Raw genomic sequence first — 14,359 nt, 5'->3', positions numbered from 1 at the left:
CGCGGGCTGCTGATTCGGCTGTTCCTGGGCCCCTGGCGGGCCCAGAGTGGTGAGGAGCCGGCAGTACGCGCCGGAGAGCCGCGCCGCGGCGAGCGCGGTTTCCCCGTCCGCCGCTGCGGCTTCGGGTTGCGCCCGGGAGCGGTGACTGGTGTGGGTCTGCCGCTCGGTGCCGGGGCCGGGGGTCGTCGGGCCGGGATTCCGGCCTTCGAACCAGGGTCTTTCGCTCTCACCGGGAAGCCCGGGAGTACCTCGAGTATCGCGCGGATTTCCGTACGGGGGGCGCTGCTGGCAGGCCTGCTGACCAGGTGTCACCGATTCGGCCCATCGTTTCTCACGATTCGCCCTCCGTCCGCCGCCGCGGCGCAGGGTCAGCAGGCGGGAGCAGAGACCGGTCGCCCCCAGTCCGCACGCCGCGACGGCGCCCAGTGTCTTCAACGTCCATGTGATGAGTGACATGGGTCCGTGCCCGCCTCTCCGTCGCCGCCCGCCTGGTCCGAAGCACAGGTTGACGCGTGAAACATGGCTCTCGGCAGCGGCGCGACGGGAGGACCGCCGACTCCGGCCAAGGCCCCACCCCCTCGGCGGACCATGCAGCAAGTGGAATTCATGAGGTTCATCCGGGGCATGACGAAAAGCGACAAGATTTCAACTCACGGGCACTGCCGGTGCGGCGAGGGCCGAGGCATGGCGGACCACCCGTCCGGGTCTTTCGAGGTCATCGGTGAGTCCCCGCGGACGGCCTGCACCAGCCGGTGCGCCTCGGTCTTGCTCACGCCCACCTCCTCGGCGATCTGCTGGAGTGTCGGGGTCTTCTCTGTCTGCTCCAGCAGTGTTCGCACGCGGGCGATGCGCTCCTGCCGGTCGGTGGCCTGTACGTCGTGGCGGCGACCACGGCCGGCGGCCCGGCCGGCGGCCCGCAGCAGCCGGTTGCCGTGGCCCACGGAGACGCGGAGGGCTGCGTTGACGTCGCGTCCGGAGAGGGCCTGGCCGCTGGCGAGCAGCTTCTCGGTTTCGTCTCGGGCTGCGCTGCCGACAGGCCGGCCCCGCTTGCCCGGGGTGTGACCCTCCGGCAGGGAGGCCCGGCGGGCCTCGACCTGATGCCGTGGAGTGACGCGGATGCTGGCGATGTCCTCTCCGGTGGCGTCCTTCGGGTGGGTGCCCTTGGGGAGGTAGCCCTGCGTGCGGTAGGCGCTGACGGTGGAGGTGGCCACGCCCAGGAGGGCGGCCACCTCACGGTCGTCGAGGAGGTCGTCGGGGTGCTCGCCGGCGGGCAGGGCCTGGATGGGCTGGCCGTCCAGGTAGGCGAGTGTCTGCTCCAGGTCGTAGACGAGGTACCGGCCCTGGACCAGGCTTTTGACGCGCTGGTGGAAGTTGGGGGCGTCGCGGCGCCTCCAGGTGCTCAGCGATACACCGGCGCGGTGGGCGATCTCGGCAGGGGTGATGACCTTCCGGCCGCGGGGGATCATGGTTCTCCTTGGCATCTGTTGGCGTCTCCCGGGCGGGAAGCTATTTTGGTAGCTACTGGGTCCGTGGTGTGCGTCACTGGGCGCGCCTTCTCGGATTTGGTTTGGTGAAAAGGGGCCGGAGGATGTGCCGGGCTACTTCGGTAGCTCTTCCTCGGCCCCTTTGCCGTGTCCGGGCCACTCCTGTGTGGGGCGACCGCGGTGTTCTCCTCCTCCCGGTCGTCCGGGTAGCTGTTGTATGGCCCTGCGAGGTCGGCGTGTGCCATGGCCGGAATAGGACTGAGGCCCCCGAAGGGGCGACCTTCCCCGTGCACGCCCGCCGGGGTGGCCTTCCACTCGGCCTTGCAACACCGGCAGTATCGCAAGGCTTTGCCCACCGGCGGCAAGTTCCTTGCCGGTCTCCGTTGGGGTGCTCGTCGAGCGCAGCGGGCCGGGACCGGCACGCCTCGGAGGGCGGTGCCAGCTGTGACGCGTGACTACGGGAGCGGAGGTAGGAGCGGCTCGCGGCGCGCCGCCGGTTGGGTGAAGGTACGGGCGACGCGGCGCGGTTCCGCTATTCCTGACCCATGACCACTTCTGGAAGCCGGCATTCCGGCACCGGGCGCAGACACCTCGCGGCCGCCCTGATGACCGTCGCGTCGCTGGGGCTCACGTTGATCCCCGGCGCTCCGGCCCTCGCCGCACCGCAGGACGCGCCGCAGGGCGGAGACCGGGTGGAGCAGCTCGGCGCAGCACAGCCCGCCGCAGGAACCAGCCCTGGCACCGCCGCCGCGCCCGCCTGGCCGGACAGCGGAGCCGGGGCCTCCACCGCGCGGCGGATGGCCGGGCTGCGTGGCGATCCCGCCCGGCTGCGCGACTTCCTCCGGCAGATGCCGAAGGGCGGGGATCTGCACACCCACCTGTCCGGGGCCGTGCCGACCGAGTCGCTGATCGAGCTCGCGGCCCGGGACGGGCTGTGCATCGACAAGACGATGACGGCCGTGCCGGCACCATGCGCCGACGGCGCGCGGCCCGCTCAGGACGCCGTGGACGACAGGGACTTCCGGCAGCAGGTGATCCGGGCCTGGTCGATGGAGGACTTCAAGGAGACCGACGAGGAGTCCGGGCACGACCACTTCTTCTCGGCCTTCGGCAAGTTCGGCGCCGTCACACACACGCACCGGGGCAGGCTGCTGGCCGCCGTCTCCCGGACCGCCGTCAAAAACAGCCAGTCCTATGTGGAGCCGCTGTTCACCCCGCGCGGCGGGGACCTGGCCGCGCTCGGCAAGGCCGTGGAGTGGAACCCCGACTTCGCGCAGATGCGGAAGACCCTCCTCGCGGGGGACGGCATGGACACCTACGTGGAGAAGGCGGCAAACGACACCGAGGGCTACCTCGGCGAGTACTACGACGAACTCGGCTGCGCCACCAGCGACCCCGAACCGGCCTGCGCCGTCGACCTCCGCTTCGTCTTCCAGGTGGGGCGTGCGTACGACCCGAAGTACGTCTTCACCCAGCTGCTCGCCGGTTTCCTGATGGCCGAGAACCACCCGTACTACGTCGGCGTCAATCTGGTCCAGCCGGAGGACGACCCCGTCGCCCTGCGCGACTACCGGCTCCACATGCGGATGATCCGCTATCTCCAGACCGTCTACCCGACCGCGCGTGTGACGCTGCACGCGGGTGAGCTCACCGAGAAGCTGGCCTCGGCCGAGGACCGGCGGTTCCATATCCGCGAGGCGGTCCGTACGGCGGGCGCCGAGCGCATCGGCCACGGGGTCTCGGTCATGAGCGAGGACCGCCCCGGGCAGCTGCTGCGCAGCATGGCCCGGCGGAAGGTCGCCGTCGAGGTGCCGCTGACCAGCAACTGCCAGATCCTCGAAGTCTGCGGCGCGGAGCATCCGCTGCGCCGCTATCTCGACGCGGACGTGCCGGTGGCCCTCGCAACCGACGACCAGGGCGTCTCGCGCACCGACATCACGGACGAGTACGAGCGGGCCGCCACCGAGCACCACATGAGCTACCGGGAGCTGCGGGCCAGTGCCCGCGCCTCGCTGGACCACGCCTTCGTGCAGGGCCACAGCCTGTGGCGGGGGCCTGGGGACTACCGGCCGGGGCGGGATTGCGTGGGCAGTGATCCCCGAGCGGGGGAGGCGACCTCACGCTGCCAGGCGATGATCGAGGAGAGCCCCAAGGCGGCCCTGCAGTGGAAGCTGGAGCAGGACCTCGCCGATTTCGAGGCGCGGCACGGCGTACGACGCTGAGCCCTGAGCTGAGCGGCGCCCCGGCCCCGTCCACGCGGGTGGACCGGGCCGGGGCGTGTGGCGTCCGCGCAGAGGCCTCTCAGCTCTCGGCGGGTGCGAGCCGGAGCGAGATGGAGTTGATGCAGTAGCGCTGGTCCGTCGGGGTGGGGTAGCCCTCGCCCTCGAAGACATGGCCCAGATGGGAGCCGCAGGACGCGCAGCGCACCTCGGTACGGGTCACGCCCATCGAGTTGTCCTCGATGAGCTCGACGGCCGAGGTGTCGGCCGGGTCGTAGAAGCTGGGCCAGCCGCAGTGGGATTCGAACTTGGTGTCGGAGCGGAAGAGCTCCACACCGCAGGCGCGGCAGTTGTAGACACCCGTCGTCCTGGTGTCCGTGTACTCGCCGCGGAACGGCGCCTCGGTGCCCGCCTCGCGCAGTACGCGGTACTCCTCCGGGGACAGCTCCGCGCGCCACTGCTCGTCCGGCTTGTCCTTCTCGTACGCCATGGCCATGCTCCTTCTTAGCTGGTCCGTCGCCTGCTGGTCCGTCGCCTGCTGGTCCGTCGCCTGCTGGTCAGCTGGTGCGTCGTCCCGCAACCGGGCCCGCTCGGTACCCGGCCCGCTCAGTCCGACAGGTGCTCCAGGATCCGCGGGCCCAGCTCGGTCACGTCGCCCGCCCCCATGGTCAGAACGAGATCCCCGGGCTTCGCCATTCCCGCGATCAGCTCCGGGGCCGCGTCCTTCGACGGCGCCAGGTGCACGTCCGCCCCCGCCGCGCGTGCCGCGTCGGTGATGACCGTGCTGGTGACCCCCGGGATCGGGTCCTCACGGGCCGGGTAGATGTCCAGTACGACGGACGCGTCCGCCAGCGCGAGCGCGTCGCCCATCTCGGTGCCCAGCTCCTGGGTGCGGCTGTACAGGTGCGGCTGGAAGAGAACCAGCACCCGGCCGTCCGCGGCGCCGCCCCTGATGGCTTCGAGGTCGGCCGTCATCTCCGTCGGGTGGTGGGCGTAGGAGTCGATGACCCGGACGCCGCCGGCCTCGCCCTTGGGCTGGAGCCGTCGGTTCACCCCGGTGTACGCGCCCAGCGCCTCGGCGAGCCCGGCGGACGGGATGCCCAGCGCGGTGCCCGCGGTGAGGGCGGCGACCGCGTTGTGGGCGTAGTGGCTGCCCGGTACGGAGACGGCGAACGTCAGCTCGCGGCCGTCCAGTGAGACCGTGACCTCGCTGGTGAGCCCGATGGGGGTGACCCTCAGCACGCGGACGTCGGCGTCGGCCGCCTCGCCGTACGTACGCACGCGGGGGCCGCCCGCGGCGCGCACCCGCCGGGTCAGCTCGCGGGCACCGGGGTTGTCGGCGGAGACGACGAGCGTGCCGCCCTCCCGCACCCGGCCGACGAAGGTCTCGAAGGAGTCGTAGATCTCCTCCAGCGAGGCGTAGTTGGCGTGGTGGTCCAGCTCGACGTTGAGGATGATGGCGACCTCGGGCGCGTACTTGTGGAAGCTCCGGTCGCTTTCATCCGCCTCCGCCACGAAGATCTCGCCCGTGTCGTGGTCGGCGTTCGAGCCGGGGACGTCCAGGTCGCCGCCGATCGCGTACGACGGGGCGAGGCCCAGTGCGCGGAGGCTGACGGCGAGCATCGAGGTGGTGGTGGTCTTGCCGTGGGTGCCCGCGACGGCCAGCGCCCGGTGGTCCGCCATCACGGCGGCCAGCGCGTCCGAGCGGTGCACCACGGGGATGCCGCGCCCGGTGGCCGCGGCCAGCTCCGGGTTGTCGGCACGGATGGCGCTGGAGACGACGACGCAGCTGGCGTCCTCGGCCAGATGCGAGGCGTCGTGCCCGAGGTGCACGGTGGCGCCCCGCTCGCGCAGGGCCAGCACGCTCTCGGACTCCCGTGAATCGCTTCCCGCGACCCGGGCGCCGCGCTGGGCGAGGATCTTGGCGATCCCCGACATTCCGGCGCCGCCGATGCCGATGAAGTGCGGACGTTCCATGGCGGGCGGCACGGCTGTCATCGCGGAGGACTCCCAGATCGTCACTGTGTGCGGGCGCGGCGGCTCGCGCCGCGTCCAGCCTATCGGCCGGTCGGCGGGCCCCGGGCCAGGGCGTGTTTGAGAAGTAGCGCCGACCGCCTCCGGGCGCTCGGCGCTACTTCTCAAACACGCTCTACTGCCGCGTCAGGCAGGGTTCACCCGGTAGCGAGGCGTCCTGCTGCGGTCAGCGGCAAGGCGCCCGATCGGCCTCGTGGCGGGCCTGCTCGGCCGGTCGGGCAACGCGGCCGAGGGCCGTGCCCGGACGGCGAGCGGGGCGGCGGGCCCTGCCTGGCGCGGCACTGAGAGCTACTCCGAGTGGGCGAAGAGCTTCAGCACCGGGACGCCGACCCGGTGGCGGGCCCGTGAGGCCCAGTCCCGGTGGAAGAACTCCTCCACCAGGTGCGGGGCGGTCAGGACGACGACCTCGTCCGCTTCGGTCTGGGAGACGATCGAGGTCAGCAGGTCGAGGGGGTGTTTCTCGACGATCTGGCCGACCGCCTCCACACCCGCTTCCCGCAGGGACTTCAGCGAGTGCTCCAGCGCCAGCCGTGCGGGCTGCCGGTCCTCGCCGCCCTCCGGTTCCTCGATCTCGTGGACGGCCTCCTCCAGTTCGCCCAGCACCACGTCGTCCAGCGCGCGCAGCAGCCGGTCCTGGTCGCCGCGCGGCTGCATCAGCACGACGAACGAGACCGGTTCGTCCCCGTGCAGGGTGGTGACGAGCTCCACGTCGGCGGACACCAGCGGCTTCTCGATCATCAACACGGTCGTGAACACGACAGGTGCCCTTCTCTATGCGAGGCCCTCGGACCCCGACAGAAACCATTCTGCCCCGCGAACGCACGGGACTGCGCTCTTCTCAGTCTGCCCGATCAAGGCTAAGCGGAATCAGCTATTCCGCCGTACCGGCCTCCGCCGACGCCGCACCGGGCCTTCGGTAACGGGTGAAGAGGAAGCCGTCCTCCTCCAGCACCGACTCCAGGACGAATTCTGCGGGCACCTCGGACTCCGGACCATGCATCACCCGCGCCGCCGTACCGAGCGCCACCCGCGGCGCCACCGCCAGGCACAACTCGTCGAGCGCCCCGGCCGCCGCCAACTGGCTCAGAAGCCGGGGGCCGCCCTCGGTCAGCTGCCGGGTCAGACCGCGCTCGGCCAGCACGGACGGCACCCGGGCGGCGTCCACCCGGGCACTCTCACCCGCCACCAGCACCTCGGCGCCCGCGGCGCGCGCCGCCCGTACCCGCTCGACCGGGGCCGCAGCCCCGGTGAGGATCAGCGTCGGTACCTGCGGGGCGGTGAACAGCCGCGCCGAGAAGTCCAGCTCCAGTCCCGCGCTCACCACCGCGATGGCCGGTGCCGGGCCCTGGCCCGCCGCTGCCCGGAGGGCGGCGAACGCCTCCCGCGCACGGGCCGGACGGTACCCCTCGTGTCGCACCGTTTCCGCGCCCACGATCACCACGTCGGCGAGCCCGCGCAGCACCCCGAAGATCCGCATGTCCGCCGGTGAGGACAGCGGCTGGGAGCGGCCGCCGTGGTGGGCCGCGCCGTCCAGCGAGCTGACCATGTTCGCGCGCAGCCAGGGACGGGCAACGGCGGGGTAGGCATAGGCAGCCGCGAGCCGGTCGAGGCTCCACTCGCCGCCGGACCCGGCAGTCTGCCCCGCAGCGGCGGACACTCCGGTCGCAGCGGGAACGGCGGGCGCGGCAGGCGCCGTGGGCACGGCGGGCTGGCCGGACGGGAACAGGCGTCGCATAGGCCGCAGTGTGGCATGCCGCACGGGCGCACACCCGCGCATTAAGAGCCCCTGACAGAATGGGCGGTCGATCAGCTTGCGGCGTCTGGTGCGTGCGCTCGCAAGGCGGAGGATCGTCCTCGTACTGGGCGTACATGGACGACTCCGACAACGCGGCGAGCGCGCGTGCCAGACGTCGCAAGCCGACCGCCCATTCTGTCAGGGGCTCTGAGGCCTCGCCCCAGCAGGACGCCGCGAGCCCGCGCCCTGTCGCGGGGGAGGTCGTCAAGGCGCCGTAGCATGAGTGGTGTGTCCACCACCGCCCCCCGTGCAGCCGAGTCCATACCCTCATCCCCGCTCTCCCTGTGCGCCCGCGCGCCGCGGGTGCCCGCGGGACGGCTGGTAGCCGAGATGGTGCCGCCGCCGCGCTTCGACTCGGTGCGTTTCGACACATACATACCCGACCCGGGCCAGCCCAGCCAGCAGGCGGCCGTCCAGGCGCTGACCGCCTTCGGTACGGGGCTCGACGGTGCCCCGCAGGCCGGCCGCGGCCGGAAGCGCTGGTTCCGGCGGGAGCGCGGGCGGGGTACCGCGCACCAGGGCGAAAGCCCCCGCGGCATCTACCTCGACGGCGGATACGGCGTCGGCAAGACCCACCTGCTCGCCTCCGTCTGGCACGCGGCGCCCGCCCCTCCGGAGCGGAAGGCGTTCGGCACCTTCGTGGAGCTGACGAACCTGGTCGGTGCCCTCGGCTTCCAGCAGACCGTGGACACTCTGAGCGGCCACGCCCTGCTGTGCATAGACGAGTTCGAGCTGGACGACCCGGGCGACACGGTGCTGGTCTCCTCGCTGCTCAGCAGACTTGTCGAGGAGGGCGTGGCACTGGCGGCCACGTCCAACACGCTGCCCGGCAGACTCGGCGAGGGCCGCTTCGCCGCCACCGACTTCCTGCGCGAGATACAGGGCCTCTCCGCCCATTTCACGCCGCTGCGCATCGACGGCGAGGACTTCCGGCACCGGGGCATGCCGGAGGCGCCGGAGCCGAGCGGCGACGAGGAGACCGTACGGGCCGCCCGCCGGACGCCCGGCGCCACGCTCGACGCCTTCCCCGCACTGCTGACCCATCTCGCCCAGGTCCATCCCAGCCGTTACGGGGCCATGTGCGAGGGGCTGGCGGCCGTCTGCCTCACCGGTGTGCGTCCGGTGCCCGACGAGGCGACGGCGCTGCGCCTCGTGGTGCTCGCCGACCGGCTCTACGACCGTGAGGTGCCGCTCCTCGCGTCCGGGGTGCCGTTCGACCAGCTCTTCAGCGAGGAGATGCTGCGCGGCGGTTACCGGAAGAAGTACTTCCGGGCGATCTCCCGGCTGACCGCTCTCGCCCGTGACGGAGAGCGGCTGACGCGAGCCGCGTAGGCGGAGGCGGGCCGGCTGGAGACCGGAGCCCCAGACGCTCTCCTGGCGGGCAATCGTGTCGTGCCTAGTGCTGCGGGGACGGTTCGCGTGGTAGACACACGTACTCAGTTCGTCCTGTCCGCCAACAGGGAGAGTGAACGATGGCCACGACACGTCGGCAGATCCTCGCAGGAACCGGTGCACTGGGGGCGGGTATCGCCTTCGCCGGGAGCATTCCAGATGTCTTCGCGGGTACGGCCCACGCCCAGGGGACGGGCGGAGGGAGCGGCTACGGCCCTCTCCTCCCGGACCCGGACGGGCTGCTCGACCTGCCCAGGGGCTTCCGGTACAAGGTGCTCTCCCGCGAGGGCGACGCGATGCGCTCGGGCGAGGGCCCGGTGCCCAGCAACCCCGACGGCATGGCCGCCTTCGGGGACAGCCGCCGCCACAACTCGCTCTGGCTGGTGCGCAACCACGAGAACCGGATGGACTCGAGAGCACCCGTCCCCGCCGTCGAGGGACTCACCTACGACCCCCGCGCCGAGGGCGGCTGCACGGTGCTGGAGCTGGACCGGCACCACGGCGTACGCACGGAACGCGTCGGCATCGCCGGCACCTCCACCAACTGCGCGGGCGGGCACACCCCCTGGGGCACTTGGCTGACCTGCGAGGAGACCGAGTACAAGGCCGGTGAGGAGGGTTACGCCAAGGACCACGGCTTCATCTTCGAAGTCGGCTTCCGCAAGGAGCACCGCACCGTCCCCGAGCCGCTCACCGCGATGGGCCGATTCCAGCACGAGGCCGTCGCGATCGATCCGTCCAACGGCATCGTCTACGAGACCGAGGACGCCTTCGAGGCGCCGTTCGGGCTCTTCTACCGCTTTCTTCCGCGGCGCCCGCTCCGCGGCTTCGACTCGCTGCGCGCCGGTGGCGTGCTGGAGGCCATGCGGGTGCCGGAGGTACCGGACCTGTCGGTGGTGACGGAGCCCGGCACCACCTTCGACGGCATCGAGTGGGTCGAGGTGCCGGATCCACTGGCCGCGGAGACGCCCATCCGCCATCAGGACTTCGGCCTCAAGGGCGCCACCCACGCCCAGAAGCTGGAGGGCTGCTACTGGGGCGGGCGCTCCGTCTACTTCGTCTCCAGCTTCGCCAAGAGCGCGGAAGGCTCCGGCGGGGACCACTACGGGCAGATCTGGCGCTACGACCCGGAGGACAACAGCCTCACGCTGGTCGTCATCTTCGGTCCGGAGAGCGACCTGGACATGCCGGGCGAGGAGCCGGACAACATCGCTCTGGCACCGAGCGGCGGTCTGATGGTCTGCGAGGACGGCGCGGGAGTCCAGCATGTCTACGGCCTGACCAGGCGCGGCACGGTCTATCCGATGGCGCGGGGCAGGCAGAACATCGGCACGCCCGAGGAGCCGGAGTGGGGCGAGTTCGCGGGCGTCACCTTCTCGCCGGGCGGCCAGACGATGTTCGTCAACTGCTACACCCCCGGCACGACGTTCGCGGTCACCGGCCCCTGGCGGCACTGAGAGTTTGTCGGGCAGCCCCCTGACCCGCCCGCCCCCTCGGGCGGGCGGGTCAGACTCGCCGGGGCAGTTGCCACACCTCTTCGAGGGCGGCGTCCGTGAGCACGGCGGCGGGCGCCCCCTCGCCGACAAGACGGCCGTCCTGAAGGAGCAGGCAGTGGTCCGCTCGGCGCGCCGCCGCCAGATCGTGGGTCGCCTGGACGACCGTGACGCCCTCTGACTTCACCTCTCCGATCACCTGGGCGATCCGGCGCTGTGCCGCCAGGTCGAGGCCGGTGGTGGGTTCGTCGAGGAGGATCAGGCCCGCTTCCTGCGCCAGGCCCTGGGCGACCAGGACGCGTTGGCGCTGGCCGCCGGAGAGTTCGCCGAGCTGCCGTCCGGCGAGGTCGCGCACGCCGAGCCGTTCCATGCTCGTGTCGACGACCGACCAGTCGCGCGCCGACAGCCGCTTCCACAGGCCGAGACGGTCCCAGCGCCCCATCGCGACGGTGTCCCGCGCCGTCAGCGGCAGGACGTCGGAGACCGCGCTGCGCTGCACGACGAAGGCGGGCCGCGCGGCGCTGCCCATGCCGGTTCCCATGCCGCAGCCGGTGCCCATGCCGGCGCCGTGCTGGACCGTCCCCGCTGTCGTCGGCGTCACACCGGCGATCACGCCGAGCAGTGTGGACTTCCCGGAGCCGTTCGGGCCGACGACCACCGTGTCCGCCAACGCCGGTATGGCGCCGTGGAATTGGTGCAGGACCCGTCGCGAGCCGTAGCCCGCGGATACCCCGCGGAGCGTGATTGCCGAAGCCTCTGGAGTGTCCACCACTCAACCCTTCATTGAATTGATAATCGTTTTCATTATAGGGTCGGCCGCATGGAGTGGTTGGTCGGTCCTCTTGAAGTGACCTTTGTGCAGCGGGCCCTGTGGGGCGGCATCCTCGTGTCGCTGATCTGCGCCCTCGCGGGCACCTGGGTGGTCCTCCGGGGCATGGCGTTCCTCGGCGACGCCATGTCGCACGGCATGCTGCCCGGTGTCGCGACCGCCTCGCTCCTCGGCGGCAATCTGCTGCTCGGCGCGGCGGTCAGCGCGGGGGTGATGGCCCTCGGCGTCACTGTGCTGGGCCGGTCGCCGCGGTTGTCCCAGGACACCAGCATCGGACTGCTGTTCGTCGGCATGCTGTCGCTGGGCGTGATCATCGTCTCGCGCTCCCAGTCCTTCGCCGTGGATCTGACCGGGTTCCTCTTCGGAGACGTCCTCGCGGTCCGGGAGCGCGATCTCATCCTGCTCGCCGTCGCGCTGGGCGTCGCCCTGGCCGTCTCCGTCGTCGGCTACCGGCCCTTCGTCGCCCTGGCCTTCGACGAACGCAAGGCCCACACCCTGGGCCTGCGCCCCCGGGCCGCCCATGCCGCGCTGCTGGGGCTGCTGACCCTCGCCCTGGTGGCCTCGTTCCACATCGTCGGGACGCTGCTGGTCTTCGGCCTGCTCATCGCACCGCCGGCCGCCGCCCTCCACTGGGCGCGGCGCATCCCGGCGGTGATGGCCGGAGCCGCGCTCCTCGGCATGACGGCGACCTTCTTCGGCCTGCTCCTGTCCTGGCATCTGAGCACCGCCGCAGGCGCGACGATCGCCGCCGTCGCGGTCGTGCAGTTCCTGCTCTCCACCCTCGCCGCCCGGCTTCACCACCGGGCACGCGCCCCACGGGCCGCGCCCGCGATCGACACCCGCATGGAATGCGAGCACTCATCATGACTCCCCCATCGACCCGCCCGTCCGCCGCCTTGTCCGCCCTGCTCGCCGTGGCGGCACTGCTGACGGCCTGCCAGTCCGGCTCCGACGCCGGCTCGGACACCCACTCCGGCGCCGATGCCGCCGAGAAGTCCCCCTCTGCCCAGCCCCACGGATATGTCGAAGGGGCGGAGGAGGCCGCGGAGCAGCAGTCGCGCCTGGTGATGGCGGACGCGGGCTCCGGATCGGTCCGGATACTCGACCTCACCACCGGCGACACCACTCCCGCCGGGAAGACTCCGGACGCCCAGGGCATCACCACCGACGGGCGGTTCGCCTTCATCGGCACCGGCTCGGAGGCGAGCGTCGTCGACAGCGGCACGTGGACGGTCCCGCACGGCGACCACGTGCACTACTACCGGGCGAAGATCCGCGACGTCGGCACCGTACCCGGGAAGGCCCCGCTGGCGGTCCACAGCGACAAGGCGGTCACGGCGGTCTCCGCCGCCGACGGCACCGCCCGTCTCTACGACCGGACGAAGCTGGAGGACGGCTCCGTCGGCAAGGCCCGGAAGATACCGGGCAAGGCCGAAGCGGGGGCTGTCATGCCGTACGAGGAGCACCTTCTCGTGCCCGTGCCCGTGCCGGGTGACGGCGGCAAGGCCGTCGTGGAGGTGCGCGACCGGGACGGCGGCCGGGTGGAGCGGCTCCGCACGCCGTGCCCTGAGATCCGGGGAGCGGCGGTAACCCGCAGGGGTGTCGTCTACGCGTGCGCGGACGGCGCCCTGCTGGTCACCGAGGCGAAGGGCGGCTTCGACAGCGAGAAGATCGCCTACGACGCACAGGTGGACGCCGAAGAGCGGGCCCACACCTTCCAGCACCGGCCGGGCAGCACGACCCTGGCCGCCCGGGCGGGCGACGACGGCACCTGGCTGCTCGACGTCACGGAGCGGACCTGGAAGAGGGTGGACACCGGGCCGGCCCTCGCCGTGAACACCGCGGGTGAGGGTGCGCCGCTCCTCGCACTCGACGACAAGGGCGTGCTGCGGGCGTACGACACCGGCACCGGCAAGGTGACCGCGCGTGTCGAGCTGATGTCGCCGCCCGGCGGCAAGGACGCGGGGGCGGGGGTGCCGGGGGCGTCCATCGAGATCGACACCAGTCGCGCCTATCTCAACGACGCGGCGGGCAAGAAGGTCTACGAGATCGACTACAACGATGATCTGCGGCTGGCCCGCACCTTCCCGCTCGACTTCGCCCCCACGCACATGGTGGAGACCGGGCGATGAGGGCCGCACGCACGGCGGGCGCACGCACGGCAGCCGCACGCACGGCAGCCGCACGCACGGCGGGCGCCGCCCTGGTCTGCGCGCTGGTGGCGGGGCTGACCACCAGCTGTACGGGCAGCGCGGGCGACCGGCCCGCCATTGTCGTCACCACGAACATCCTCGGCGACGTCACCCGCAACGTCGTGGGCGACCAGGCCGACGTCACCGTCCTGATGAAGGCGAACGCCGACCCGCACTCCTTCGGCGTCTCGGCCAGGCAGGCGGCGGAGATCGAGCAGGCCGACCTTGTCGTCTACAACGGCCTCGGGCTGGAGGAGAACGTCCTGCGCCATGTCGACGCGGCCGAGAGCTCCGGCGTTCCGACCGTCGCCGTCGGGGAGCGGACCGATCCCCTTCCGTACGCGTCGGGCGGTACGAAGGGCGAGCCCGATCCGCACTTCTGGACCGACCCGCAGCGCGTCGAGGCAGCGGCGGAACTGCTCGGCGAGGAGGTGGCGAAGCACGTCGACGGCGTCGACAAGAAAGCCGTCAAGGCGCACGCGGCGGCCTACGGAAAGAAACTGGACGGACTGCATTCGTGGATGCGGAAACGCTTCGGTGAAATACCGGAGGAAGAACGCAACCTGGTGACGAACCACCATGTGTTCGGTTACCTGGCCGAGCGGTACCACTTCCGTGTGATCGGCGCCGTCATTCCCAGCGGTACGACCCTTGCCTCCCCGAGCGCCGCCGACCTGGAGTCGCTGAGCTCCGCGATCGAGAAGGCCCGCACCCCTGCCATATTCGTCGACTCCTCACAGCCGGACCGGCTGGCCAAGGTACTCAAGGAGGAAAGCGATCTGGAGGTGCGGGTGATCCCGCTCTTCTCCGAATCCCTCACCCCCAAGGGCGAGGGGGCCGCCACCTATCTGCAGATGATGCGGGCCAACACCAAGGCGATCGCGGACGGACTGAAAACACTGAAGAACCCGTAGCAAGCAC

12 protein-coding genes are annotated in these 14,359 nt (G+C 71.4%); 6 read left to right on the top strand and 6 right to left on the bottom strand.

Annotated elements, in window-relative coordinates:
- Positions 1-650 precede the first annotated feature (650 nt).
- On the bottom strand, positions 651-1,466 hold the full coding sequence (locus tag LHJ74_RS13290; RefSeq protein ID WP_260218175.1) for a hypothetical protein: 816 nt from the start codon (positions 1,464-1,466) through the stop codon (positions 651-653).
- A gap of 563 nt (positions 1,467-2,029) precedes the next feature.
- Between LHJ74_RS13290 and LHJ74_RS34170 the strand changes: the two genes are divergently transcribed.
- Positions 2,030-3,706: an adenosine deaminase family protein gene (locus LHJ74_RS34170; RefSeq protein WP_311203291.1), complete on the top strand. Its 1,677-nt coding sequence runs from the start codon at positions 2,030-2,032 to the stop codon at positions 3,704-3,706.
- Positions 3,707-3,785: 79 nt separating this feature from the next.
- On the opposite strand, the gene msrB is transcribed toward LHJ74_RS34170, so the two are convergent.
- From msrB to LHJ74_RS13260, 4 genes are all read right to left on the bottom strand, one after another.
- Positions 3,786-4,193 carry a peptide-methionine (R)-S-oxide reductase MsrB gene (gene msrB / locus LHJ74_RS13275; RefSeq protein WP_260218174.1) on the bottom strand — a complete coding sequence of 136 codons (408 nt, stop codon included), beginning with the start codon at positions 4,191-4,193 and terminating at the stop codon, positions 3,786-3,788.
- A gap of 116 nt (positions 4,194-4,309) precedes the next feature.
- Positions 4,310-5,701: a UDP-N-acetylmuramate--L-alanine ligase gene (gene murC / locus LHJ74_RS13270; protein WP_260218173.1), complete on the bottom strand. Its 1,392-nt coding sequence runs from the start codon at positions 5,699-5,701 to the stop codon at positions 4,310-4,312.
- Positions 5,702-6,025: 324 nt separating this feature from the next.
- Positions 6,026-6,493: an indole-3-glycerol phosphate synthase gene (locus LHJ74_RS13265; protein WP_260218172.1), complete on the bottom strand. Its 468-nt coding sequence runs from the start codon at positions 6,491-6,493 to the stop codon at positions 6,026-6,028.
- A gap of 115 nt (positions 6,494-6,608) precedes the next feature.
- Positions 6,609-7,472: a dihydrofolate reductase family protein gene (locus LHJ74_RS13260; protein WP_260218171.1), complete on the bottom strand. Its 864-nt coding sequence runs from the start codon at positions 7,470-7,472 to the stop codon at positions 6,609-6,611.
- A 279-nt stretch (positions 7,473-7,751) separates the two neighbouring features.
- Here LHJ74_RS13260 and zapE point away from each other — a divergent pair, with 279 nt between their 5' ends.
- Positions 7,752-8,864 carry a cell division protein ZapE gene (gene zapE, locus LHJ74_RS13255; RefSeq protein ID WP_260218170.1) on the top strand — a complete coding sequence of 371 codons (1,113 nt, stop codon included), beginning with the start codon at positions 7,752-7,754 and terminating at the stop codon, positions 8,862-8,864.
- A 140-nt stretch (positions 8,865-9,004) separates the two neighbouring features.
- A complete protein-coding gene (locus tag LHJ74_RS13250; RefSeq protein WP_260218169.1) occupies positions 9,005-10,381 on the top strand; it encodes an alkaline phosphatase PhoX in 1,377 nt (458 codons plus the stop codon).
- A 49-nt stretch (positions 10,382-10,430) separates the two neighbouring features.
- On the opposite strand, the gene aztA is transcribed toward LHJ74_RS13250, so the two are convergent.
- Complete coding sequence (aztA, locus tag LHJ74_RS13245) at positions 10,431-11,189, bottom strand: zinc ABC transporter ATP-binding protein AztA (RefSeq protein WP_260218168.1); 759 nt, start codon at positions 11,187-11,189, stop codon at positions 10,431-10,433.
- Between the two features lie 48 nt (positions 11,190-11,237).
- Between aztA and aztB the strand changes: the two genes are divergently transcribed.
- From aztB to aztC, 3 genes are read left to right on the top strand one after another with little or no spacing between them, the layout of a single operon-like run.
- Positions 11,238-12,113 carry a zinc ABC transporter permease AztB gene (gene aztB / locus LHJ74_RS13240; protein ID WP_260218167.1) on the top strand — a complete coding sequence of 292 codons (876 nt, stop codon included), beginning with the start codon at positions 11,238-11,240 and terminating at the stop codon, positions 12,111-12,113.
- Entirely contained in the window at positions 12,110-13,378 is a 1,269-nt protein-coding gene (locus tag LHJ74_RS13235; protein ID WP_260218166.1) for a hypothetical protein, read from the top strand. Before aztB ends, LHJ74_RS13235 begins: the two co-directional genes overlap by 4 nt.
- Positions 13,375-14,352 (top strand): zinc ABC transporter substrate-binding protein AztC, encoded by a 978-nt coding sequence (aztC, locus tag LHJ74_RS13230; RefSeq protein WP_260218165.1) that lies wholly within the window; start codon positions 13,375-13,377, stop codon positions 14,350-14,352. Before LHJ74_RS13235 ends, aztC begins: the two co-directional genes overlap by 4 nt.
- The last annotated feature ends 7 nt before the right edge of the window (positions 14,353-14,359 follow it).

Source organism: Streptomyces gossypii (assembly GCF_025165795.1).
GTDB classification, from domain to species: domain Bacteria; phylum Actinomycetota; class Actinomycetes; order Streptomycetales; family Streptomycetaceae; genus Streptomyces; species Streptomyces gossypii.
Note: the sequence above shows the minus strand (reverse complement) of the source record. Positions and strands in the feature narration are given on the sequence as shown.